This window comes from Kitasatospora sp. NPDC089797 (genome assembly GCF_040684795.1).
Classification (GTDB): Bacteria; Actinomycetota; Actinomycetes; order Streptomycetales; family Streptomycetaceae; genus Kitasatospora.
The window spans coordinates 48875-71235 of record NZ_JBFBGS010000035.1; the positions used below are offsets into that span (position 1 = coordinate 48875).

General features: G+C 76.1%; 14 protein-coding genes. 4 read left to right on the forward strand and 10 right to left on the reverse strand.

Annotated elements, in window-relative coordinates; all coding sequences use genetic code 11:
- The first annotated feature begins 416 nt into the window (after window positions 1-416).
- Genes AB0O91_RS26715 through AB0O91_RS26725 form a run of 3 tightly spaced genes read left to right on the forward strand, consistent with a single transcriptional unit; the run spans window position 417 to window position 4557 of the window.
- Window positions 417-1469: a ParB/RepB/Spo0J family partition protein gene (locus tag AB0O91_RS26715; protein WP_363437828.1), complete on the forward strand. Its 1053-nt coding sequence runs from the start codon at window positions 417-419 to the stop codon at window positions 1467-1469.
- Window positions 1466-2704, forward strand: coding sequence for an NAD(P)/FAD-dependent oxidoreductase (locus tag AB0O91_RS26720; RefSeq protein ID WP_363437829.1), 1239 nt, complete (start codon window positions 1466-1468; stop codon window positions 2702-2704). Before AB0O91_RS26715 ends, AB0O91_RS26720 begins: the two co-directional genes overlap by 4 nt.
- A complete protein-coding gene (locus AB0O91_RS26725) occupies window positions 2701-4557 on the forward strand; it encodes an AMP-binding protein (protein ID WP_363437832.1) in 1857 nt (618 codons plus the stop codon). The genes AB0O91_RS26720 and AB0O91_RS26725 overlap by 4 nt, the downstream gene beginning before the upstream one ends.
- Before the next feature lie 30 nt (window positions 4558-4587).
- On the opposite strand, the gene AB0O91_RS26730 is transcribed toward AB0O91_RS26725, so the two are convergent.
- Complete coding sequence (locus AB0O91_RS26730; protein WP_363437835.1) at window positions 4588-5313, reverse strand: alpha/beta fold hydrolase; 726 nt, start codon at window positions 5311-5313, stop codon at window positions 4588-4590.
- A gap of 156 nt (window positions 5314-5469) precedes the next feature.
- Between AB0O91_RS26730 and AB0O91_RS26735 the strand changes: the two genes are divergently transcribed.
- The gene (locus tag AB0O91_RS26735) at window positions 5470-7347 is read left to right on the forward strand and encodes a KedN5 family methylcobalamin-dependent radical SAM C-methyltransferase (protein WP_363437838.1); all 1878 of its coding nucleotides are present in this window, start codon (window positions 5470-5472) and stop codon (window positions 7345-7347) included.
- 88 nt (window positions 7348-7435) lie between these two features.
- Here AB0O91_RS26735 and AB0O91_RS26740 read toward each other — a convergent pair whose 3' ends face one another.
- From AB0O91_RS26740 to AB0O91_RS26780, 9 genes are read right to left on the reverse strand one after another with little or no spacing between them, the layout of a single operon-like run.
- Window positions 7436-9760 (reverse strand): amino acid adenylation domain-containing protein, encoded by a 2325-nt coding sequence (locus AB0O91_RS26740; protein ID WP_363437841.1) that lies wholly within the window; start codon window positions 9758-9760, stop codon window positions 7436-7438.
- Window positions 9757-10032, reverse strand: a complete 276-nt coding sequence (locus AB0O91_RS26745; protein WP_363437844.1) for an acyl carrier protein — start codon at window positions 10030-10032, stop codon at window positions 9757-9759. Before AB0O91_RS26745 ends, AB0O91_RS26740 begins: the two co-directional genes overlap by 4 nt.
- The gene (locus AB0O91_RS26750; RefSeq protein ID WP_363437847.1) at window positions 10032-16367 is read right to left on the reverse strand and encodes a condensation domain-containing protein; all 6336 of its coding nucleotides are present in this window, start codon (window positions 16365-16367) and stop codon (window positions 10032-10034) included. Before AB0O91_RS26750 ends, AB0O91_RS26745 begins: the two co-directional genes overlap by 1 nt.
- A complete protein-coding gene (locus AB0O91_RS26755) occupies window positions 16364-16645 on the reverse strand; it encodes a hypothetical protein (protein ID WP_363437850.1) in 282 nt (93 codons plus the stop codon). Before AB0O91_RS26755 ends, AB0O91_RS26750 begins: the two co-directional genes overlap by 4 nt.
- Before the next feature lie 32 nt (window positions 16646-16677).
- Window positions 16678-18273, reverse strand: coding sequence for a benzoylformate decarboxylase (gene mdlC / locus AB0O91_RS26760; protein ID WP_363437857.1), 1596 nt, complete (start codon window positions 18271-18273; stop codon window positions 16678-16680).
- A 42-nt stretch (window positions 18274-18315) separates the two neighbouring features.
- A complete protein-coding gene (locus AB0O91_RS26765) occupies window positions 18316-20682 on the reverse strand; it encodes a xanthine dehydrogenase family protein molybdopterin-binding subunit (protein WP_363437860.1) in 2367 nt (788 codons plus the stop codon).
- Entirely contained in the window at window positions 20679-21170 is a 492-nt protein-coding gene (locus tag AB0O91_RS26770) for a (2Fe-2S)-binding protein (protein ID WP_363437863.1), read from the reverse strand. Before AB0O91_RS26770 ends, AB0O91_RS26765 begins: the two co-directional genes overlap by 4 nt.
- A 3-nt stretch (window positions 21171-21173) precedes the next feature.
- Complete coding sequence (locus AB0O91_RS26775) at window positions 21174-22043, reverse strand: FAD binding domain-containing protein (RefSeq protein ID WP_363437866.1); 870 nt, start codon at window positions 22041-22043, stop codon at window positions 21174-21176.
- Complete coding sequence (locus AB0O91_RS26780; protein ID WP_363437869.1) at window positions 22040-22321, reverse strand: hypothetical protein; 282 nt, start codon at window positions 22319-22321, stop codon at window positions 22040-22042. The genes AB0O91_RS26775 and AB0O91_RS26780 overlap by 4 nt, the downstream gene beginning before the upstream one ends.
- Window positions 22322-22361: the final 40 nt, after the last annotated feature.

Below are 22361 nucleotides of genomic sequence, written 5' to 3' on the forward strand. Positions count from 1 at the left end.
CCGGCCGCCCGGGCCCTTCCGCCCGGCCCCGAGCACACCGCGGACCCGGTCCGCACGAACCACGCCGACCTCGCTTTGGAATTGACCGAAGCTTTCCATGGATTCGTCCGCAGCCGGTCCCCCGGCCCCGGGAACACGAATGCCTACCCGGCCGCGGCCCGGCTCACACCCGGGGCCGGGAATTGCCCTCGGGCCGTCACAGCCCTTGACTGTTCGCAGCTAAATCACGCATTGTCAGGAACATTGACGGGGGGCGACAACGGGATGCGGGCGCTCGGCGGGCGCCCATCCACGGCTCGCCCCAGGAATTCGAAAATCCGCTGAACCTCAACGACTCCGGGAACGTCACCGCCTGAGCCGACCCAGGCGTGCGTTCTCGGACAACGGTTTCGTCACACACGGGGAGTAGCGTCGAGATGAGCACGACTCAGCCTTTCTGTCACGTCGGCGACCCCACCTCCCTGCTGCTGTCGCTTCGGCACGACAAGCTGCAGCGGGCCGCCGTCACCGTGGTGCCGATCCGCGCGCTCCTCGACGCCGACTCGCCGAGACTGGAAGGCGAGGACGGCGAGCACGTCCGGCTGCTCGCCGCCTCCGACGCCACCCACCCGCCGATCCTGGTGCACCAGCCGTCGATGCGGGTGGTCGACGGCATGCACCGGCTGCGGGCCGCCGAGCTGCGCGGCCAGCAGGAGATCGAGGTCCGCTTCTTCCAGGGCAGCGAGGCGGACGTCTTCCTGCTCTCGGTGGCCGCCAACATCAAGCACGGGCTGCCGCTCTCGCTCGCCGACCGCAGCTCGGCGGCCCGGCGGATCTTCGCCACCCACCCCGCCTGGTCGGACCGGATGGTCGCCTCCGTGGCCGGGCTGTCCGCCAAGAAGGTCGCCGAACTGCGCCAGCAGCAGGTCTCCCACCTGCCCAGGCTCACCAGCCGGATCGGCCGGGACGGCCGCTCCCGGCCGCTGGACTGCTCCCAGGGACGCGAACGCGCCGTCGAACTGATCGCCGACAACCCGCAGGCCTCGCTGCGTCAGATCGCCCGGGCGGCCGGCATCTCCCCGGCCACCGCGGCCGACGTGCGCGACCGGCTGCGCCGCGGCGAGGACCCGATACCGGCTCGGCGCCGCGGCGGCGGCGAACGGAACGCGCCGCCGCGAGAACCGGCGGCGCCGCGCCAGGAAGCGGCGTCCCCGGCCGAGTTGGCCAAGCTGTTCGACCGGCTGCGCAAGGACCCGTCGCTGCGCTTCAACGAGACGGGCCGCACGCTGCTGCGGATGTTCGACGCCTGCCACGCGGTGGTCCGCGAACAGCAGGAGATCGTCCAACACCTGCCCGCGCACTGCCTGGTGTCGGTGGTCGAGCTGAGCCACGGCTGCGCCGGGATCCTCCGGTCGCTGGCCGACAGCCTGCAGCCGGGCGACGAGCCCCGGGCCGCCCGGGCGGTTCAAGCGCGGACGAGCGTCAGTTGAACACCCCCGCGGCGCAGGCGCCGTCCCCCGGAACCGAGGTCGACGTGGTCGTGGTCGGTGCCCGCTGCACGGGCGCCCCGCTGGCCATGCTGCTCGCCAGGCAGGGCCACCGGGTCCTGGTGCTGGAACGCGACCGCTTCCCCAGCGACACCCTGTCCACCCACTGGGTGCAGCGGCCCGGCGTCGAACGGCTGGCCCGCTGGGGCCTGTTGGACGCCCTCGCCGCCACCGGCTGCCCGCCCCTGGAACGGATCGGCCTGGACTTCGGCGGCCTCACCCTCAGCGGCGCCCCGACCACCGACGACGCCGCCACCGGCCCGGCCGTCACCTACGCGCCGCGCCGGACCGTCCTGGACGCGCTGCTCGCCGACGCCGCCCGGGCGGCCGGGGCGGACCTGCACGAGGGCGTCACCGTACGGGACGTGCTGCGGGCCGCGGACGGCGGCCCGGTGACCGGAGTGCTCGCCGAGACCGCCGACGGTGACCGCTTCACCGTCGCGGCGAAGGTCGTGGTCGGGGCCGACGGACGCAACTCGACCGTGGCCCGCGCCGTCAGCGCCCCCGTGCTCGTCGACCGCGGCCCGCTCGCCGCCACCGCCTACGCCTACTGGACCGGACTGCCGGTCGACGGCGTCGAGGCGCACTTCCGGCCGGGCAGCGGCCTGTCCATGTGGCCCACCCACGAGGGCCGCACCGTCGTCGCGCTCAGCCTGCGCCGCGAGGCGTTCCGCGCCTGGGGGCGCGACCGGCGACGCGGCTACCTCGACACCCTCGCGGGCTTCCCCGGCGCCGCCGGACGGATCGCCGCGGCCGCGCTCGCCGGGCCGGTGCGCGGCGCCGCCGGCCTGCGCAACTACTACCGCCAGTCCCACGGCCCCGGTTGGGCGCTGGCCGGCGACGCCGGCCACCACAAGGACCCGATCGCCGCGCGCGGCATCTCCGATGCCTTCACCGACGCCGAGAACCTCGCCGCCGCCCTGCACGACGCCCTCACCGGGAAGCTGCCGGCCGACCGCGCCCTCGCCCGCTACCAGGCCCGGCGGGACGCCGGCTCCGCCGCGATGTTCGAATTCGCGTGCCGCCAGGCCGCCCTGACCGGCGCGGACGAGCACCTCAGCACCGCCGTGCGGGAGGCGCAGGAGGACCCGGTCGCGGCCGGCCGGCTGCTCGGCGTCTTCGCCGGAGCCCGCCGCCTGGAGGAACTCCTCCCCCGCACCGCTCCGGGCGCCCGATGACGGCGCCCGGGCTGCTCGACTGGCTCGACGCACCGGACCCGCACCACGGCATCCGCTTCCTCCGGCCGGACGGCAGCTGGGCCCACCACCCCTACCCCGAACTGGCCGCCTCCGCCCGGGCCGTGGCCCGCCGGCTGCGGGCGGCCGGCGTGCGGCCCGGCCGGGCGGTGGCCCTGGTACTCGGCTCCGGGCCGGAGTTCGTCGCGGCCTTCTTCGGCACGCTGCTGTGCGGGGCGGTGCCCGCGCCGCTGGCACCACCGGCGACCTTCCAGGACGATGCGGCGTACCGGGCCAAGCTCACGGCCCAACTCGCCGCCCTGCGCCCGACGGTGATCCTGACCGCCGCCGGCCCGGCGGACCCCGGCCCGCGCGAGGCCGAGCCGACGGGCCGCGACCTGACCGCCACCGGCCCGTCCGGTCCAGGTCCGGCAGGCCGCCGTCGGGCCGGCCCACGCCCGACGGCCCGCGACCCGGCCGGCCGAAGCGCCGACCCGGCCGGTGCCGGTGCCGGCCCGGCCGTCCCCGGCCTCGCCCGGTGCCTGCTCCCGCCCGTCACCCCCGCCCCCGGCACCCCCGCCCCCGTACTCGGCCTCGCCGACGCGTGGCCCGACGGCTGCGCCGCCGACGCCGACCCGGTGGGGGCGCCCGGGACCGCGCTGGTCCAGTTCACCTCCGGCTCCAGCGGACCGGCCCGCGCGGTCGTCGTCTCCGCCCGCGCCCTGGCGGCCGACCTGACCGCCGTCCGCCGGTGGCTGCGGATGGAACCGGACGACCCCACCGCCACCTGGCTGCCGTTCCACCACGACATGGGCCTCGTCGGCTGCCTCCTCACCCCCGTCACCACCGGCGCCGACCTGTGGGTGCTGCGCCCGGAGGACTTCGTCCGCTCCCCGCTCGCCTGGCTGCGCTGCTTCGGCGAGCACGGCGCGCGGCTCACCGCGACGCCCGCGTTCGGACTGGCCCACGTGGTGCGCAGGGTCCGGCCGGAGGCGCTGGCCGGGCTGGACTTCGGGCGGTGGCGGGCGGTCATCACCGGTGCCGAGCGGATCGATCCGGCCATCCTGTCCGGCTTCGTGGAGCTGCTCGCCCCGCACGGCTTCCGGGCCGCGTCGATGCTGCCGGCCTACGGCCTCGCCGAGGCGACCCTGGCCGTCACGGGCGTACCGCTGACCGAGGAGCCGCGCACCCTGCGGGTGGACCGGAGCACCCTGCGGACGGGGGACCCGATCGAGCCGGCCGGCCCCGGCACCCCGCCGGAGCGGCACCTCGAACTCGTCGGCTGCGGAGGCCCGCTGCTCCCCGACGGCCGACTGCGCATCGTGGACGGGCGGGGCGAGGAGTTGCCGCCCGGCCACGTCGGCGAGATCGTGTGCGGCGGATCGTCCATCGCCGACGGCTACCTCGGCACCGCCGCCTTCGACCCCGCCGAACTCCGCACCGGGGACAGCGGTTTCCTCCACGACGGCGAGCTCTACGTCCTCGGCCGCCTCGGGGACAGCCTCAAGCAGCGGGCCCGGACCGTCTTCGCGGAGGACCTGGAGGCGGTCCTGGCGGGCATCGCGGAGCTGCGGCACCGGCGCCCGGCCGTGCTGCTGGGCACCCTCGCCGGCGTCGACACCGCCGTGGCGGTGGTCGAGGCCCGGGAGGGCGCGTGGGTGGCGACGGCCGTCGAGCGGCTGCGGCGCGGGCTGGACGGGGCCGAGGTCGTGGTGGTGGCCGGACCGGCCGGGCTGATCCGCCGCACCTCGAGCGGAAAGCCCCGGCGACGGCCGATGTGGGACGCCTTCGCCGCCGGCACGCTGGGCGGACGGGTGGTGGGCGGACGGGTGGTGGGCGGCGCCGCGTGCACGTGACGCACCCGGCCGGCCCACCGCCCCTCCCCCTCAGCCGAGTTCCGCCCGCAGCACGGCCGCCACCGCGCCCGGGTCCTCCAGCAGCAGGTTGTGCCCGCCGGGCAGCAGACCGAGCCGGAACCCGCCGGTGGTGAAGCGCGACCAGGCCGCCACGTCCTCCTGCGCCACCGAGTGGTCCTCCTCGCCGAGCAGCGCGAGCACCGGCGCCCCGATCGGGTCGACCGCGAACGCGTGCCGCTCGATGGCCTCGTAGTCGGCCCGGAGCGCGGGCAGGACCAGCTCCCGCAGCTCGGGCTGACCGAGGACCGCCTCCGGCAGGTAGCCGTCCCGGGCCACCTGGGCCAGGAACTCGTCGTCGGGCAGCCGCCAGGTGTGCACCGAGGGGATCCGGTCCGGCGCCTGCTGGGCCGAGAGGACCAGCCCCGCCAGTCGCCCCGGGGGCAGCCGGCGGGCCGTCCCGTAGGCGAACACCGCACCGCCGCAGTGGCCGTAGAACACCACCCGGCGCCCGTCCGCGTGCGCCGCGACCTGCTCGGCGAGGCCGTCGCACAGCGGGCCGAGCTCGGTGTACGGCTCCTCGTCCATCCGCGACTCGCGCCCGGGCAGCCGCACCGCCACCGCCTGGCAGGCGTCGCCCAGTCCGCGGCACAGCGGCTTGACCGCGGCGGCGCCCGCACCGGCGTGCGGGAACGCGTACAACACCGTTCCGGCGGAGGCCTGCCCGGATATCTCCACCAGCCATCGATATTTTGCCATGGGCGGCATGATAGGCATTTCCGGCGCCCGCTGTCTGCGCTCCCGCCGAACGCCGCTTTACCCTTCCGGCGCGGCCCGCCAGACTTTATCCGGAACCATTCGGCAACCGATCGCCGAGGAGAATGGGAGCGCTGAATGCATGGTCCGCAGCTCAGGGTGACACTCGTTCAGCAGGGCGTCTGGGACATGCCGCTGGAATCCATGCCGCTGGCCTCCGGATACCTGAAGGCCATGATTCTGGAGGACCCCGGACTCCGGTCCGGGACGGCGGTCGAGATCTGCAACTTCCGGGGCCGCGTGACGCACGGGGAGATGGCCCAGCGACTGCTCCGGAAGGAACTCCCCGACCTCGTCGGCTTCTCCGTCCTGGGCTGGAACGTGCGGGCCTTCGGGGCCCTCGCCACGACCTACCGCCAACTCCGGCCCGACGGCTGGACGGTGTTCGGCGGCACGCACGTCAGCGGCCAGGCCGAGCGGGTGTTCCGGCTCCACCCGGACGTCGACGTGATCGTCAACGGCGAGGGCGAGCTGACCTTCCCCGAGCTGGTCCGAGCGCGTCGGGACGACCGTTCGCGCCACGAGCTCGACGACATCGCCGGGATATCCTTCCGGCGGGCCGACGGCACGATCGTGACCACGGAGGACCGCCCCCGGATCGAGAACCTCGACATCATTCCCTCGCCCTTCCTGACCGGCGCGATCGACCTCCTCGACGAGGCCGGGAACTTCCGTTACGACGTCGCCCTGATCGAGACCAACCGGGGCTGCCCGTACAAATGCGCCTTCTGCTACTGGGGCGGCGCCGTCGGCCAGCGCGTGCGCGCGTTCTCGCGCGAACGGCTGCGCGCCGAGCTCGAACTCTTCGGGAAACTCGGCGTGCACACCGTGGTGGCCTGCGACGCCAACTTCGGGATGCTGCCGATCGACCTCGAACTGGTCGAGGACCTGATTTCCATCAACCGCCGGCTGGGATTTCCCCGGGCCTTCGAGTCCTCCTGGGCGAAGAACAAGTCCAAGGTGTTCTACGAGATCGTGCGGCGGATGAAGGAGGCCGGCCTGCGCAGCTCGTTCACCCTCGCCCTGCAGTCGCTCAGCCCGGACGCCCTGGACTCGATGCGCCGGCGCAACATGAAGGTCAACGACTGGCGGGAGCTCGTCGAGTGGCTCGGCCGCGAGGGCCTGGACTGCTACGCCGAGCTGATCTGGGGCGCGCCGGGCGAGACCGTCGAGTCCTTCCTGCGCGGCTACGACGAACTCGCCGAGCACGTCTCGCGGATCGCCGTCTACCCGATCATGCTGCTGCCCAACACGGAGTACTCCGAACACAAGGAGGTCCACGGGATCGTCTCGCTGCGCGGCGACCACGACGACTTCGAGTACGTGCTGGCGCACCGCACCATGACCTTCGAGGACAACGCCCGGATGCAGCGGTTCCTGTTCTGGGCCCGGGTGGTGGCCGAGAACGCCGTGCTGCGGCACTGCTGGCTGCCGCTGCGGCGGCTGGCCGGGTGGACCCAGTCCGAGGTGCTCGACAGCCTGGCCGACTGGATCGACACCACCCCGGCCACCGAGGCCGCGCCGCTGCGCGAGGCGGCCGCGCGGGCGCACGGCGGCGGGGCCCCGGCCTACGCGGCGGCGATCGGGTACCTGTTCACCGAGCGGGCGGGCCGCACGGCGCTCGAACGCTGGTGGAGCGAGGCGGTGAGCCCCCGGCTGGCCGCGGAGCACCGGGCGTTCCTGGACGAGGTGTTCCGCTACGACCTGCTGACCCAGCCGGTCGTGGCGGACCAGGAGGTGCTGGTCGAGCAGGTCGCGGGCGGCGGCTACTTCCGGCGGGCCGGGGTGACGTTCAGCCACAACGTCCCGGCGGTGCTGGCCCTGATGCGGGCCGGCCAGGAGCCGGACCTCGGCCCGGACCCGACCTGCCTGGACCTCTACTACCGCAGCGGCGCGCTGAACGCGGTGCGCTCCACGAACCACGAGGAGATCGTTCACTTCATGGGCGAACCCCGGCCGGCCGGCACGGCGTTCTGACCCACCGGCACGACGACGGGCGGTGGCGGGAGGATCCCGCCACCGCCCGTCCGGCGTTCTCGGCCGGAGCGGCCGGAGCGGCCGATTCCTAGAGCAGCCGCAGCAGCGCCGCCTTGTCCACCTTGCCCGTGTCGCGCACCGGGAACGCGTCGACCGCCAGCACCCGCGCGGGCACCAGGTGCGCGGGCAGCCGGGTGAGGAGGTGCGCCCGGGCCTCCTCGGGGGACGGACCGTCGGCCGCCGGGACGTAGAAGGCGGCCAGGTCCCGCCCGCCGGGGCGGTCCACCGCGGTGACGAGCGCGGCGCGCACCCCCGGGCACTGGTGCAGGGCGTGCTGGACCTCGCCGAGCTCGATCCGGTGGCCGCGCACCTTCACCTGGTCGTCCAACCGGCCGAGGAACTCCAGGTTCCCGTCGGGCAGCCAGCGGGCGCGGTCGCCGGTGCGGTACATCCGCCCGCCGGGCTCCGGGGAGCCGGGTTCGGGGCGGAAGGAGGCGGCGGTCAGCGCGGCCCGCCCGGCGTAGCCCGCCGCGACGCAGGCCCCGGCGATGTAGAGGTCGCCCGCCTCCCCGACGGGCCGGGGCCGCAGGGCGGCGTCGAGGACGTGGTAGCGGGCGTTGGCCATCGGGCGCCCGTACGGGATGCTCGGCCAGGCCTGGTCCACCGCGCCGACCGGGAAGGCGTTGGACCAGACGGTGCACTCGGTGGCGCCCCCGAGGGCCACCACCTCGGCGCGGGGGAAGGCCGCGCGGATCTCGTCGGGGAGCGTGAGCGGCACCCAGTCCCCGCTGAGCAGCACCAGGCGGAGCGCGCCGCGGCCTTCGGCGGGCCGTCCGTCCAGGAAGGGCGTGAGCATCGCGAGCGCGGCCGGCGCCGAGTCCCACAGGGTGATCGGCCCGCCCTCCAGGAGGTCGATCAGCACCTCGGGTTCGGCGATCTCCGGCTGGGTCACCAGGTGCACCGAGCCGCCGGCCGCGAGCACCCCGAAGAGGTCGTAGACGGACAGGTCGAAGCAGAAGGACGCGACGGCGAGGATGCGGTCCCCGGGCCCGACCGCCCAGGTGCGGTTCAGCCACTCGATCAGGTTGACGACCGGCCGGTGCTGGACCATGACACCCTTGGGCTTGCCGGTGGAGCCGGACGTGAACACGGCGTACCCGAGGTCGTCCGCGGTGACGGTGCCGGGCGGCAGCGGTCCGGCGGGCGTGGCCTCGATGTCGGCGCCGGTCCACACCCGGCCGGGCCGCACGGCCGGGACCGCGCCCTCCCCCACGGTGATGAACGCGTCGTAGCGGTGGGAGAGTTCACCGACGAAGTCCTCCGCGCGGCGGCGCCGCACCTCGACCCCGGCGACCAGTGGCAGCAGCTGCGGGAGCCGCTCCAGCATGGCGGGCGGGATCCGCAGGCCGGCGTGGTCCTCCAGACCGGGGTCGATCAGGTCGGCCAGCAGCAGGGTGCCGCCGGGGCGCACCATCGTCAGCAGGCCGCGGAGGGTCTCCACGAAGTAGTCCATGTCCGGGAGGAACTGGACGGTGCTCGCCATGATCGCCAGGTCGAAGCGGCCGGACACGGCCTGCGGCACCTCGTGGGCGTAGCAGACGGCGCCCTCCGCCGCGTAGCCGCCCGCGGCCGCCGCGGCCAGGTTGCGCGCGACGGCCACCGAGGACGGGTCGACGGCCACGTAGCGGGCGGCGGTGGGGGCCAGTGCCTCCGTGATCAGGCCGGATCCGCAGCCGACCTCCAGGATCCGGGCGCCCTCCCCGGCGGCCTCGCGGCCCAGCCGGCCGACGTGGTCGCGGTAGCCGGTCACATCGGCCGGCCGGTAGGGGCGTTCGGAGCGGCGCAGGTTGAAGCCGGCCGCCTCCAGCGGGTCGGGCTCGCCGGAGAGGAAGTCGAAGAACTCCTCGACCGTCTCGCGGTCCAGCAGGTCGGCCCAGGTGTCCTTGGCGGTGATCTCGGGGCAGACCACCTCGCGCACCGAGGGCGCGTCCCAGCGCAGTTCCTGGACGGCCCTGAGGCGGGAGCGCCCGGCGACGACGCAGCTGACGCCGAGGTCGGTGAGGAGTTCGAGGGCGCGGGCCCGCGGCCAGGCCGGGTCGATGGGCACGTACGCGGCGCCGGACTTGAGCACCGCGACCAGGGAGGCGGCGGCCAGCGGGGTGCGGTCGGCGTAGAGCGCCACGTACGCGCCGCGGCCGATGCCGCGCCCGGCCAGCAGCCGGGCCAGCCGGTCCGTCCAGGCGTCGAGTTCGCCGTGGGTGAGGACGGTGCCGTCGCTCGCCACCAGGGCGGGCCGGTCGGGATGGGCGCGGGCGGCGGCCCGCAGGAGGTCGGGGACGGTCGCGGTGTCGGGGAAGGGGCGGGCGGTGGCGAACCACTCGGGCGGGGGCAGGAGGCGGTCCGTTGCGGTCATGACGCGCCGGCCTCCTTCTCCCCGCCCGGGACGAGCCCGCGGGCCGTGAGCGCGCCGGCGAGGTCCGCGACGGTCGGATGGTCGAAGAACATCCGCAGCGGCAACCGGGTGCCGACCCGGCGGCCGAGGCCGGCCATGATCCGGGCGACCAGCAGCGAGTGGCCGCCGACCGCGAAGAAGTCGTCCTCGTCACCGAAGTCGTCGCGTCCGAGCGCGGCCGCCCAGCCGGCCCGGACCAGGGCGGTGGCGGAGGTGGAAGGAGCTGTTGACACTACTGGCCTCCTGCGAGCGGGTTTGCGCGGTCCGCGGCGGGGACCGTCGCGAGCGTGGACACGATGGCCGTCAGGCCGGTCAGGACGCGGTCGAGCAGCCGCCGGACGTCCGCCGGCGGGTGCGCCGACGCGTGGTGGCGCACCCGCACCAGCAGCCGGTCGTCGACCAGCAGGGCGCTGACCTCCAGCGGGTAGGGGCGTGCGTTGTCGGGGCCGCGGTCGCCGGTTCCGGCGAGCGGCAGCGGGGTGAGCGCCCGGCCCTCGGCGGGCGCGCCGCCGCCGACCAACCGGCCCGCCCGGCCGAGGTAGTTGACGTTGACGGTCGCGCGCGGGAGCGCGGCCAGCCGGTCGCGCACCGCGGGATCGCTCGCGGCGTGGCGGAGCAGGCCGTGGCCGAGGCCCTCGGCGGGCAGCCGGTCCAGCAGCTCGCGGACCGTGCGGTAGGTGGCGGCCGGGCCGGCGTCGTCCGGGGCGACCGTCACCGGGTGGACGGCGGTGAACCAGCCGACGGTGCGGCTGAGGTCGACGTCCGGGAAGAGCTCGGCCCGGCCGTGCGTCTCGACGTCCAGCACCACCTCGCGCTCGCCCGTCCACCCGGCCACCGCCTGGGCGACGGCGGCGAGCAGCACGTCCTGTGCGCGGTCGCGCCCGCGGCCACCGGTGGCGGCCAGCAGCGCGGCGGTGGCGTCGGCGGGCAACGCGGCCTCGGCGACGGCGGCCTGGGCCTCGGTGCCCGCGTCGGAGGTGGTGGCCCGCGCTCCGGGGGGACGGCTCCAGTGCTCCAGCTCCGCCCGGACGGCGGGGGTGTCGGCGTGGGCGTGCAGCCGGGTCGTCCACTCGGCGAAGGGAGTCGTGAGCGGGGGCAGCCGCACCTCCCCGCCGGCGAGCAGCTGCTCGCAGGCCCGGCCGAGGTCGTCCAGCAGGATCTGCCAGGAGACGAAGTCGACGACCAGGTGGTGGGCGGTCAGGAGGAGCCGCAGGCCCGGGTCGTCGCCTTCGGGGAGGAGCACGGCGGCGAACAACGGGCCGTCGGTCAGGTCCAGTTCGGCCTGGGCGCGGGCGGCGGCGCGCTCCGCGTCGCTGCCCGTGCCGGTGGCGTCCAGGACGCGGACCGGCTCGGCGTCGGGGCGGGCGGTCTGGTGCCAGCCGTCCTCGTCCCGGTGGTAGCGGAAGCGCAGGGCCGGGTGGTGCGCGGCGACGGCCAGCAGGGCGCGGCGCAGCAGGTCGGCGTCCAGGCCGGGGGCTGCGCGCAGCAGCAGCGTCTGGTTCCAGTGCTGCGGCCGGACGAGCGGCAGGTCGAGGAACCACTGCTGGACGGGTGCGAGCGGCACGTCGACGGGGCCCGCCGGCGCGGCGGGGGTGAGGGGTCCGGGTGCGGCCGTCCGCCCGGCCACGGCGGCGAGTTCGCGCACGGTGGGGTGGGTGAAGATCTGCCGGGGCGTGAGCCGAAGGCCTGCCTCGGCGGCGCGGGAGACGATGCTCATGCTGGTGATCGAGTCGCCGTCGAGGTCGAAGTAGTCGTCCTCGGGGCCGACTTCGGCGACGCCCAGCACCTCGGCCCAGATGGCGGCGAGGACGGCCTCCACCGGATCCACCGGATCCACCGGATCCACCGGATCCGCCTGGTCCGCCGCGTCAGCCGCGTCGGCCCGGTGGCCCGGTTCCCCGGCGCCGGGCCGCACGGCGGCCGGCAGGCCGGTTCGGGCGGTCCTGCCGTTCCGGGCGGCGGGCAGGCCGTCGGTCGGCAGCACCACGGAGGGCAGCAGGTACTCGGGCAGCAGCTCGCGCAGGGCCTCCCGCAGGCGCGGCGCCGACGGCCCGACGGCCACCCGGGCGACGAGGTCGGCGTCCTCCGCCACGACGACGGCGCCGAGCACCCCGGGCAGCCCCAGCAGCGCGGCCTCCACCCGGCCGGGCGCCACCAGGTAGCCGTTGCGCCGGGTCAGGTCGGCGGCGCGGCCCAGCACGACGATCCCGCCGTCGGGCAACCGGCAGCCGAGGTCGCCGGTGCGGACGGGGTCGTCGCCCGGGAAACGCGTCACCCACAGCTCGCCGGACACACCGGCCGGGGTCGGACGGCCGACGTCGTCGAGCACCCGGGCGGTCATCCCGTCCAGGGCCCGACCGACCGGCAGCGGCCGGAAGGGGTCGGTCGCGGGCAGGTCGTCGGCGAGGACCTCACGGGCGCAGACGACGGGCGCCGTCTCCGCGCCGCCGTAGCCGTGCAGCAGGCGGGACCCGGGAGCCAGCGCACGCCACCGTTCCGCGACCGCCGGGACGAGCGGCTCCCCGGTGGCGAGGAGCGTCCGCACGGCCGGCTCGCGGCCGGCCGCGGCGAGGGCGGGGAGGAGCCCGGCGAGCTCGGACGGGGTGACGGTGACCAGGTCGAACGGCTCACCGGCGGCCAGGAGACGGGACGGCTCGCCGGAGGCCTCGCGGACGACGGTGGCCCCGGCGGCGAGCGCCGCGAGCGACCTGGCCAGCACCTGGTCGGCGCCGACTGCGCCGTGCACCAGGACGCGGCCGGCCGGGCCGCACTGTCCGGCGAGCCAGTGCGCCCACGCGGCCAGCGGCCCGTGCGGCTGCACGACGGCCCTGGGCTCGCCGGTCACCCCGGACGTGCGGAGCACCAGCGCGGGATCGCCCGGCCCGACGGCGACCGGCTCGGCCCTCCCTGCTTCGGCCTCTTCGGCAGCTTCCGCCGGTTCCGCCGGTTCGGCCGGTTCCTCCGGGCAGAGCACCGGCAGCGGCAACGCGCCCAGTTCGGCGCGGCCCTCCGCCGTGGTGATCAGCAGGTCCGCGTCCGCGCAGGCCCGGCGGACCTCGGCGGCGGTGTCGAGCGGCTCGGCGACCGCGCCGCGCCACAGCACCGCCAACCCGGCGGAGAGCAGGTCCTCGGGCCGTCCGGGGAGCCAGAGCAGCACCCGCGCGCCCGGAGCCGAGCCCCGCGCGGCGATGCGGGCGGCCAGGTCCCGGGCCCGATCCGACACCTGCCCGTACGTCAGCGTCCCGGCACCCGCCACCAGGGCGGCCCGCCCGGGGTGGGCACGCGCCACGTCGCCGATCGCCCGCGCCAGCGCGGGCGGCCTGCCGACCGGGCCGGTCGCCTCCGCCGCAGGTCCCCCCACCGGGCCGCCCTCGTCCGGGGCGACGACCGCCCCCGCGTCCACCTCCGCCAGCGGCCGCTCGGGCCGCTCCAGCAGCCGAGCGACCCACTCCTCGAACTGCGCCGCGAACCGCTCGACCGTGTCCGCCTCGTACAGGTCGGTGTTGTACTCCCAGGCGATCGCCACCGTGTCCGCGGATTCGTGGACGGCGCCGGAGAAGTCGTAGACGACCCCGCGCCGCCGCAGCGGGAGCGACTCCAGCACGAGCGGGCCCAGCCGCAGCTCCTGGCCGGCCCCGGACAGGAAGCGGCTCACGGCGAGCATCCCGCCGTCCTGGGCCTTGTTCTGGCCGAAGCCGATCTCCACCAGCGGCGTCCGGCTGCGGTCGCGGCGGCGGCCGGGCTGTTCGGCGGCCGACCGCTCCACGACCGTCGCGAAGGGCAGTTGCTGGTGTTCCAGGCCGGCCAGCAGCCCGCGGCCCGTCGCGGCGAGCAGGTCGGTGAACGGGCGGCGCGGGTCCACGTCCGTACGGCACACCACCGGGTTGACGAAGTAGCCGAGCACGTCGGCGAATTCGGAGCGCTGGCGGTTGGTGGTGATGGTGGCGACGGCGATGTCGCGCTCGCCGGTCCAGGCGTGGAGGTAGCCCTGGAAGGCGGCGAGGAGGACGGTGTAGACGGTGCTGCCGTGGCGGCGGGCGAAGTCCTGGAGGGCCTTGGCGCGCGGCTGGTCGAGTTCGTGGACGTGGAGGGCGCCGCGCTGGGTCTGGACGACCGGGCGGGGCCGGTCGGCGGGGAGTTCGAGCGCGGGCGGCGGGTCGGCGAGGAGCTCGCGCCAGTAGGCCCGGTCGCGTTCGGCCGCCGGGCCGGCGAGGGTCTCGGCCTGCCAGCGGACGTAGTCGGTGTAGCCGTGCCGCGGCGCGGGCCGGTAGAGCTCGCCGTCCGCCGCGTGGGCGGCGGCGAGGTCGCGCAGGAGGGCGACGGTGGACCAGAAGTCGGTGGCGATGTGGTGCACCGTCACGAGCAGCACCGGGCCGTCGGCGGCGCCGAGGTGGAGCCGGACGCGCAGCGGCGTCTCGCGGTCGAGCTCGAAGGGGCGGAACGCCGTCGCGCTCAGCCGCTCCGTCCGGTCGGGCCAGTCGGCGGGGACGGTGACCACCTCGAAGTCGACGTCCGCGTGCTCGGCGACGCGCTGGACCGGGCGGCCGTCACGCAGCGCGAAGGTGGTGCGCAGGACGGGGTGGCGGTCGACGAGGGCCTGGAAGGCGCGCCGCAGCGCCGCCGGATCGCAGGGGGAGGTGATGCGGGCCGCGAAGCTCTGGTGGTAGGCGGCGGCCTCCGGGACGAGCTGGTCGGCGTGCCAGATCGCGGACTGGTTGTGGGAGAGCGGGAACTCGCCGACGACCGGGCCGCGGGCGACGAGCGCCTCGGTGGGGCCCGCGGTGTCGTCGGCGAGGCGCCGGGCAAGGGAGTCGAGGCTGGCGCCGCCGAGGAGTTCGGGCAGGCCGACGGTGCGGCGCAGCTCGTCCTGGACGGCCATCTTGAGGCGCAGCGCGGCCAGCGAGTCGAGGCCCTGGGCGTGCAGCGGCGCGGCCGGGTCGAGTCGCTCGGGCGGGACGGCCAGCAGGTCGGCGGCGCGCCGGCGGAGGTGTTCGACCACCAGGTGGGCACGCTGCTCCGGGTCGGGTTGCTGCCAGATCCCGTCGGCCGGGCGGTCCGCGCCGGTGTCGACGAGGGCGGCGAGTTCGGCGGTCAGCCGGCCCCGGCGGAGCTTGCCGAGTTCGGTGCGCGGCAGGTCGGCGACGGTCTCGAAGCGCGCGGGCACCTTGTGCCCGGCGAGGCGGGCGCGGCAGTGCGCGCGCAACTCCTCGGCGGGGACGGGGCCGTCGTCGCCCGGTACGACGGCGGCGACCAGCAGGTCGCCTCCGCCGGCCAGGGGGACGCCCACCACGGCCGCCGCGCGGACCGCCGGGTGCGCCTCCAGGACCTCCTCGACCTCGACGGGGTTGACCTTGTGCCCGCCGGTGTCGACGAGGATCCGTTTGCGGCCGGTGAGGTGGAGGCGCCCGTCCTCGTCGAGCCGGCCGAGGTCGCCGGTGCGGTAGCGCTCCGGGCCGGGGCGCAGCAGGGTGCCGCCGGGGGCGAGTTCGCCGAGCATGACGGACCGGCTGGTGACGGCGATCTCGCCGATGGTGCCGGTCGGCAGGGCGCGGCCGTGCTCGTCCAGGACCTCGACCCGCACGCCGGGCAGGGGGCGGCCGACCGACTCGGGGACGTGGCCGTCGGGGTCGCAGTCCCAGCTGACGCTGCCCGCCTCGGAGCTGCCGTAGGTCTGGCGGACGGGGACGCCGAACCGGGCGAGGAAGCGTTCCCGGACGGCGGGCGGCAGGAAGTTGCTGCCGGAGAGGCAGAGCCGGACGGAGGAGAGGTCGGCGGGCCGGTCCTCGGGCCAGTCGGCGAGGGCGCCGAGCAGGTAGGGCACGGACGGGAGGACGGTGACGCGGTGGCGGGCGACGAGGGCGAGCAGGTCGGCGGGGTCGGCCTGCCCCGAGGGCTCGGGCAGGACGAGGGTGGCGCCCGCGAGCACCGCGACGATCATGCAGCAGAACTGGCCGAGCGCGTGGTACAGCGGCACGGGGCAGAGCAGGACGTCGTCGGGGGTGACGGTGGCGCCGGCGATGATGTGGTCGGCCTCGGCCAGTTGGTTGGCCTGGCTGCGGCAGATCCGCTTGGGCTCGCCGGTGGAGCCGGAGGAGTAGGTGAGCACCCACGCCCGGTCGGGGTCGGCCGGGCGGGCGGGCAGCGCGTCGGCGCGCGTCAGGTCGTCGAAGGCGTGGCCGCCCGCGACGGTACCGCCGCCGACGACCACCAGGGCGGCGCCCGGGGCGAGTCGGGCCCAGCGGGGGGCGAGCGCGGCGGTGGTGACCACGACGTCGGGCCGGCCCTCGGCCAGCACCCGGTGGTACTCCGCCTCCGTCAGCCCGGGGTCCAGCGCGAGCACCCGCGCGCCGATGCCCGCCGTGGCGAAGTAACCGACCACGAACTCCGGGCAGTTGGGCAGCGCGAGCAGCAGCAGACCGTCCGGTCCGAGGCCGAGTGCGTGCAGTCCGCCGCGCGCCCGGGCGATCAGGTCGGCGAGTTCGCCGTGCGGGATCCGGCGCTCGCCGCAGACCAGCGCCGCCCGCCCGGGCCCGCGCTCGGCGACGGTGCGCAGCCGTTCGTCGATCACGCCGCGCCCCCGCTCGCCTCGGCCCGGGCCAGCTCGGTGACGACGTACTCCTGGACGTCGCTGAGGCGGCGGATGAGCCGGGCCCGCTCGCGGTCGATCGGCGGCAGGCCGTACTCGTCCTCCAGCGCGAAGGCCAGTTCGAGCAGCGCGAGGGAGTGGTAGCCGAGTTCCTCGACCAGCTCCGGGTCGGGCCGGTCGGCGAGGCCCTGGTCGGGCGCCATGCCGATGACGATGTCGCGGATGTCTTGCCGGGTCTCTTCCGCGGTGCGCTGGGTCATGAAGAGGCTCTCCCTCTCGGAGTGGACGGGATTCAGTCGCCGACGCGGACGTCGAGCAGGTACGGCCGGGGTGAGGCCAGGGCGGTGCGCAGGGCCCGGGCCAGCCGGGCCGGGTGCTCGACCCGGCCGGCCGCGCAGCCCTGGGCGCGGGCGAGGGCGGCGAAGTCGAGGCCGCCGATGCCGGTGCCGACGGCCTTGCCGAGCCCGAAGCGGTCGGCGAAGCGGTCCACCGTCGCGTAGCGGCCGTTGTTGACGACCACGACGGTCAGCGGCAGGCCGAGTTCGGCGGCCGACCACAGGGCCTGGACCGAGTACATCGCGGAGCCGTCGCCGACCACGGCGACCACCCGCTCCTCGGGCCGGCCGAGCGCCATGCCGACGGCGGCCGGCAGCGAGTGGCCGAGCGAGCCGCTGGCACAGGTGTAGAAGCTCTCGGGCCGCTCGTTGGGCAGGTACTCGCACATCACCGGGCGGCTGCTCGGGGCCTCCTCGACGATGACGCTGCGGGCCGGGCGCAGGCCGGCGAGGGTGCGCATCAGCAGCGGCTGGGTGATGACGTCGGCGTCCGGCACGGGGGCCGGGGCGGGCCGCGGCGGCGGGAGTTCGCGGGGGACGGCCGGCTCGAAGGCGAGCAGGTCGCGCACGCCGAGCCGGATGCCGGTGAGCAGCGCGTCGCCGACCGGCGTCCAGGCGGCGGTGGCCGGGTCGTCGGTGAGCTGGTGGAGCGCGGTGCCGGGCGGCAGCACCGGGCCGCCGCCCGCGACGTGGTACGTGAAGACCGGTGCGCCCAGCGACAGCACGAGGTCGTGGCCGGTGAGCCGGGCCACGATCTCCTCGCGCACCGGGGGCAGGAAGCCGGCGAAGAGCGGGTGGGTCTCGGGGAAGGCGCAGCGCGAGGACATCGGCGCGGCCCAGACGGCGGCGCGGTGGCGCTCGGCGAGCTCCACGACCTCGGCGAACGCCCGGTCCTGGTCGACGGCGGCGCCCACCACGAAGGCGGGGCGGGCTGCGCCGGCCAGGGCCCGGCCGACGCGTTCGAGCGCCTCGGGGTCGGCGCGCAGCGTGGTGGAGACGGTCCGGGGGCCGACGGGTTCGCAGGGCCGGTCCCAGTCGTCGGCGGGCACCGAGACCAGGGTCGGGCCGTACGGCGGGGACATGGCCAGGTAGCAGGCGCGGGCGATGGCGGCCGGGACGTCCTCGGCGCGGGCCGGCTCGCGGCTCCACTTGACGTACGGCTTGGGCAGTTCGGCGGCCTGGTCGTTGAGCAGGTACGGCTCCCCGCCGAGCAGCGAGCGGGCCTGCTGGCCGGCCACGATGACGAGCGGGGTGCGATTGCGCCACGCGGTGAAGAGGCTGCCCATCGCGTGGCCGACGCCGGCGGCCGAGTGCAGGTTGACCACGGCGGGGCGGTGGACGGCCTGGGCGAAGCCGTCGGCCATGGCGAGCACCACGGACTCCTGGAGCCCGAGGACGTAGCGGAAGTCGGCGGGGAAGTCGCGGAACATCGGCAGCTCGGTGGAGCCGGGGTTGCCGAAGACCGTGGTCATGCCGAGGCTCCGCAGCAGCGCGAAGGTGGCCTCGCGGACGGTGGGCGGGCGGCCGGTCGGCGCGTCCTGACGGGCTGGCACGCGAGTGGTCCCTTCGGTGTCGGGGGTGCGGGCGGTTGCGGCTCAGGCCGGGTGTTCCTCGGCCCCTGCGGGCTCCTTGGCCTCCGACAGCGCCGCCCAGATCCGTTCCGGCTTCAGCGGCGTGGCCGTCAGCCGGTGGGCGATCTGCGGGAGGGCGGCGGCGACGGCCCCGGCCACGGTGGCGGGCGCCGGGATGACCCCGCCCTCGCCGAGGCCCTTGAAGCCGCCGGGGATGACCGTGCTCGGCGTGCACCGGTGCTCCACCGTGACCGGCGGGACGTCGGCGCAGACCGGCAGGATGTAGTCGGTGAAGCCGGTGGCCAGCGGCCGTCCGGTGGCCGGGTCGTGCACGGCCTCCTCGACCAGGGCGATGCCCAGGCCCTGGACGACCCCGCCGACGATCTGCCCCTCGGCGATCGCCGGGTTCACCAGCACGCCGCTGTCGTTGACGGTCCAGTAGTCCTCGACGGTGACCTCGGCGGTCTCCAGGTCGACGGCGACGGCGGCGCCGTGCGCGCTGTAGGAGTAGGTGATCGCCGGCGGGTCGAAGTCGACGCTCTCCTCCAGCCGGATCCGGTCGGGGTCGGGCCGGCCCCAGCCGCGCCAGCCACGGGCGGCGACCTCGGACCACGCCGTGGCGGCGTTCCCGGCCGGCCAGCGGAACTGGGCGCCGTCCAGCACGACTTCGTCCGGCGGGGCGCCGAGGTGGGCGGCGGCGAGGGCGTGCATCCGTTCGCGCATCCGCGCGGCGGCCCGCACCAGGGCGCCGCCGGCCAGCGTGACCGAGCGGCTGGCCTGCGAGGTGAGGTCCGAGTAGGGCGCGGTGGCGGTGTCGCCCAGCTCCACGGCGACCCAGTCCAGGGGCACGCCGAGCCGGTCCGCGACGATCTGGGCGAGGGTCGTCTCGATGCCCTGGCCCACCGGGATCACCCCGGCGAACACCGTGACGGTGCCGTCCTGGTTGACCCGCACCCGGGTGCTCTCCCAGCCGGCCCAGTCGATCCGGAACAGCTCCAGCAGCGCGGACGGCGCGAAGCCGGTGATCTCCACGCTGGCCGTCACCGCCACCCCGCGGCGCACCGTCGCGGTGGACGCCCGGGCGCGCTCCCGGGCCAGTTCGGCGGCGCGGCGCAGCGCGGCGGGGTAGTCGCCGCTGTCGTAGGTCAGCCCGGTGCGCGTGGTGTACGGGAGTTCGTCCGGTCCGAGCAGGTTGTGCAGCCGCAGCCGGACGGGGTCGTGGCCGAGTTCGCGGGCGGCCTCGTCGATCAGCCGTTCCCGGACCCAGGCCGCCTCCTGCATGCCGTAGCCGCGGTAGGCGCCGGTCGGCACGGTGTTGGTGTGGACGGTGGTGACGGTGGCCCCGGCCCGCGGGAACCGGTACGGGCCCTCCAGGGCGAGCCCGGCGACCTGGAACGGGCCGCTGCCGGCCTGGATCGCGAACGCCCCGAGGTCCCCGGTGATCTCGGCGGCGAGCCCGAGGAAGCGCCCGTCCTCGTCGAGGGCGAGGCGGGCGCGGGCCCGCTGGCCGCGGCCCTGGTAGGAGGAGCTCAGGTTCTCGGCGCGGTCCTCGATCCACTTGACCCGGCGGCCGAGCCGCATGGCGGCCAGGCAGACCAGCGCCTCGTCGACGTACAGGGTGACCTTGCCGCCGAACGACCCGCCGACGTCCGGTGTCACCACCCGCACCCGGTCGACCCGCAGCCGCAGCGCCGTGGCGAGCTCCTGGCGCACGGCGTGCGGGGACTGGGTGCTGCTGTGGACCGTCAGCTGCCCGGTCGCGGGGATCCACTCGGCGAGCAGGCCGCGCGGCTCCATCGGGCTGTGGTTGATCCGCTGCACCTCGAACTCGCGCTCCACCACGTGCGGCGCGGCGGCGAGGACGGCTTCGAGCGCGGCCGGGTCGTCGCCGAAGTGGATCCGCCCGCCGGTGTTGTCGGGGGCCTCCGGGTAGAGCCGCGGGGCGTCCGGCGCGAGCGCGGCGGTCAGGCCGACGACGGCGGGCAGCGGGTCGATGTCGACGGCGACCACCTCGGCGACGTCCTCGGCGAGCGCCCGGCTGCGCGCGACCACCAGGCCGATCGGCTGGCCGACGTAGCGCACGGTGCGGTCGCCGAGCGCCACGGTGCCGGTGAGCTGACCGGGGATCCGCCAGGCGGTGGGGATCGGGTCGGTGAAGCGTTCGATCTCGTCGGGGCCGAGCACCAGCAGCGCCTCGCCGCCGGCCAGCGCCGCCGCCGGGTCGAAGCGGGTGATCCGGCCGTGCGCGACCCGGCTGCGCAGCACGACGGCGTGCAGGGCGCCGGTGTCGTCGATGTCGTCGACGAAGCGGCCCTGGCCGCGCACCAGTCGGGGCGCGTGGACGCGCGGGACGGCGCGTCCGATGAAACCGCCGGTGTCGGGGGCGCTCATGCCGGGGCCCCCTCGCCCTGCCAGTGCCGCTCGATCGCGGCGCGGATGCCCGCGTAGCCGGTGCAGCGGCACAGGTGCCCACGGAGGACCTCGGTCACCGCCTCCTCGGCGCTCAGGCCGGCCCGCTCCGCGTAGGTCAGGCCCATCAGCACGCCGGGCGTGCAGAAGCCGCACTGCAACCCGTGCTCCTCGGTCATCGCCTGCTGGAGCGGGGCGGGCCGGCCGTCCTCGGCGAGCCCCTCGACCGTCTCCACCCGGCAGCCGTCGGCCTGGCGGGCGAGCATCAGGCAGGAGCGCACCGGTTCGCCGTCGACCAGGACGGTGCAGGCGCCGCACACGCCCTGCTCGCAGGCCACATGAGTGCCGGTGAGGCCGAGCCCGTGCCGCAGGAGGTCGCTGAGCAGGGTGCGGTCCTCGGCCTCGGCGGTGTACGCGGTGCCGTTGACGCTCAGGCTGATCGGTGTGCCGCTCATCGGTGTCGTGCGCATCGGCTAGCTCCCCTCGGTGAGCAGGTGGACGGCGGCCCGGCGCAGGACCGCGCGCAGCAGGTCGCCCCGGAACTCGGCGCTTCCGTGCAGGTCGGAGGGCGGGCGGGTGCCAGCGACGGCCGCGTCGGCGACCTCGCCCAGCGCGCCGTCCGCCGCGGCGGCGCCGTACCCGGCCAGGGCCTGTTCGGCTCCGGGGAGCCGCAGCGGACGGTCGGCCACTCCGCAGGCGGCGATGCGGGCCTCGGCCACCGCACCCGCCTCCAGCCGGACGCCCACGCACACGCCGACCAGCGGGAAGCCCGCCCCGCCGCGCCGGGTGACGGACTCGAAGCGGTAGCGGAAGCCGGGCCTGCGCGGGAAGGCGACGGCGGTGAGCAGTTCGTCGGAGCGCCGGGCGGTGCGGTGCGGCCCGGTGAAGAACTCCTCGGCGGGCACGGTCCGTTCGCCGCCCGCCCGGCGCAGCCGCAGCGTCGCGCCGAGCGCCAGCGCGGTGGCCGCGAGCTGGGCGGCCGGGTCGGCGTGGCAGAGCGAGCCGCCCAGGGTCGCGCGGTGGCGGATCTGCCGGTGCGCCACCCGGGCGGCCGTCCGCGGCAGGACGGGCAGCGCCGCCCGCAGCCCCTCGTGCCGTTCCAGGTCGTGCAGCCGGGTCATCGCCCCGACCACCACGGCCGAGTCGGTCACCTCGATCCCGGCCAGTTCGGTCAGCCGGTTGAGGTCGAGCACCACGGCGGGCCGCGCGCGGCGCAGGTTGAGCAGCGGCACGAGGCTCTGCCCGCCGGCCAGCGGGGCGATGCTGCGCCCGGGCGGGCCGAGCAGGGCGAGGGCCTCGTCGAGCGTGCCGGCGGCCCGGTACTCGAAGGGTGCGGGTTTCACGGGGCGGCTCCTTCGGCGGTGGCGTCCCCCTCGGCCGGGTCCGTGCCCTCGGTGCGCTCGCGCACGAGGTCGGCGGCGCGCTCCGGGGTCAGGTGGCACAGGGCGTCCAGCACGGTGGCATCCAGCAGGACGGCCCGGCCGGAGCGTTCCGAGACGAGTTTGAGCCGGGTCCCGTTCCCGGTCGGGTGGGCCGACACCGTGACCGCCGCCGACTCGCAGCAGATCCGGCACAGTTCGGTCTCCCGGTGTTCCTCGGCCGTCCAGGCCAGCCCGTTCATGCCGCCGCCTCGCTTCCCGCGTGCTCGAAGTTGGGCCAGA

What these genes read in the sequence shown, in the direction of transcription:
- AB0O91_RS26715 (WP_363437828.1), top strand. Translation starts at nt 417, where the DNA reads ATGAGCACGACTCAGCCTTTCTGTCACGTCGGCGACCCCACCTCCCTG.
- AB0O91_RS26725 (WP_363437832.1), top strand. Translation starts at nt 2,701, where the DNA reads ATGACGGCGCCCGGGCTGCTCGACTGGCTCGACGCACCGGACCCGCAC.
- AB0O91_RS26730 (WP_363437835.1), bottom strand. Translation starts at nt 5,313, where the DNA reads ATGGCAAAATATCGATGGCTGGTGGAGATATCCGGGCAGGCCTCCGCC.
- AB0O91_RS26740 (WP_363437841.1), bottom strand. Translation starts at nt 9,760, where the DNA reads ATGACCGCAACGGACCGCCTCCTGCCCCCGCCCGAGTGGTTCGCCACC.
- AB0O91_RS26755 (WP_363437850.1), bottom strand. Translation starts at nt 16,645, where the DNA reads ATGACCCAGCGCACCGCGGAAGAGACCCGGCAAGACATCCGCGACATC.
- AB0O91_RS26765 (WP_363437860.1), bottom strand. Translation starts at nt 20,682, where the DNA reads ATGAGCGCCCCCGACACCGGCGGTTTCATCGGACGCGCCGTCCCGCGC.
- AB0O91_RS26770 (WP_363437863.1), bottom strand. Translation starts at nt 21,170, where the DNA reads ATGCGCACGACACCGATGAGCGGCACACCGATCAGCCTGAGCGTCAAC.
- AB0O91_RS26780 (WP_363437869.1), bottom strand. Translation starts at nt 22,321, where the DNA reads ATGAACGGGCTGGCCTGGACGGCCGAGGAACACCGGGAGACCGAACTG.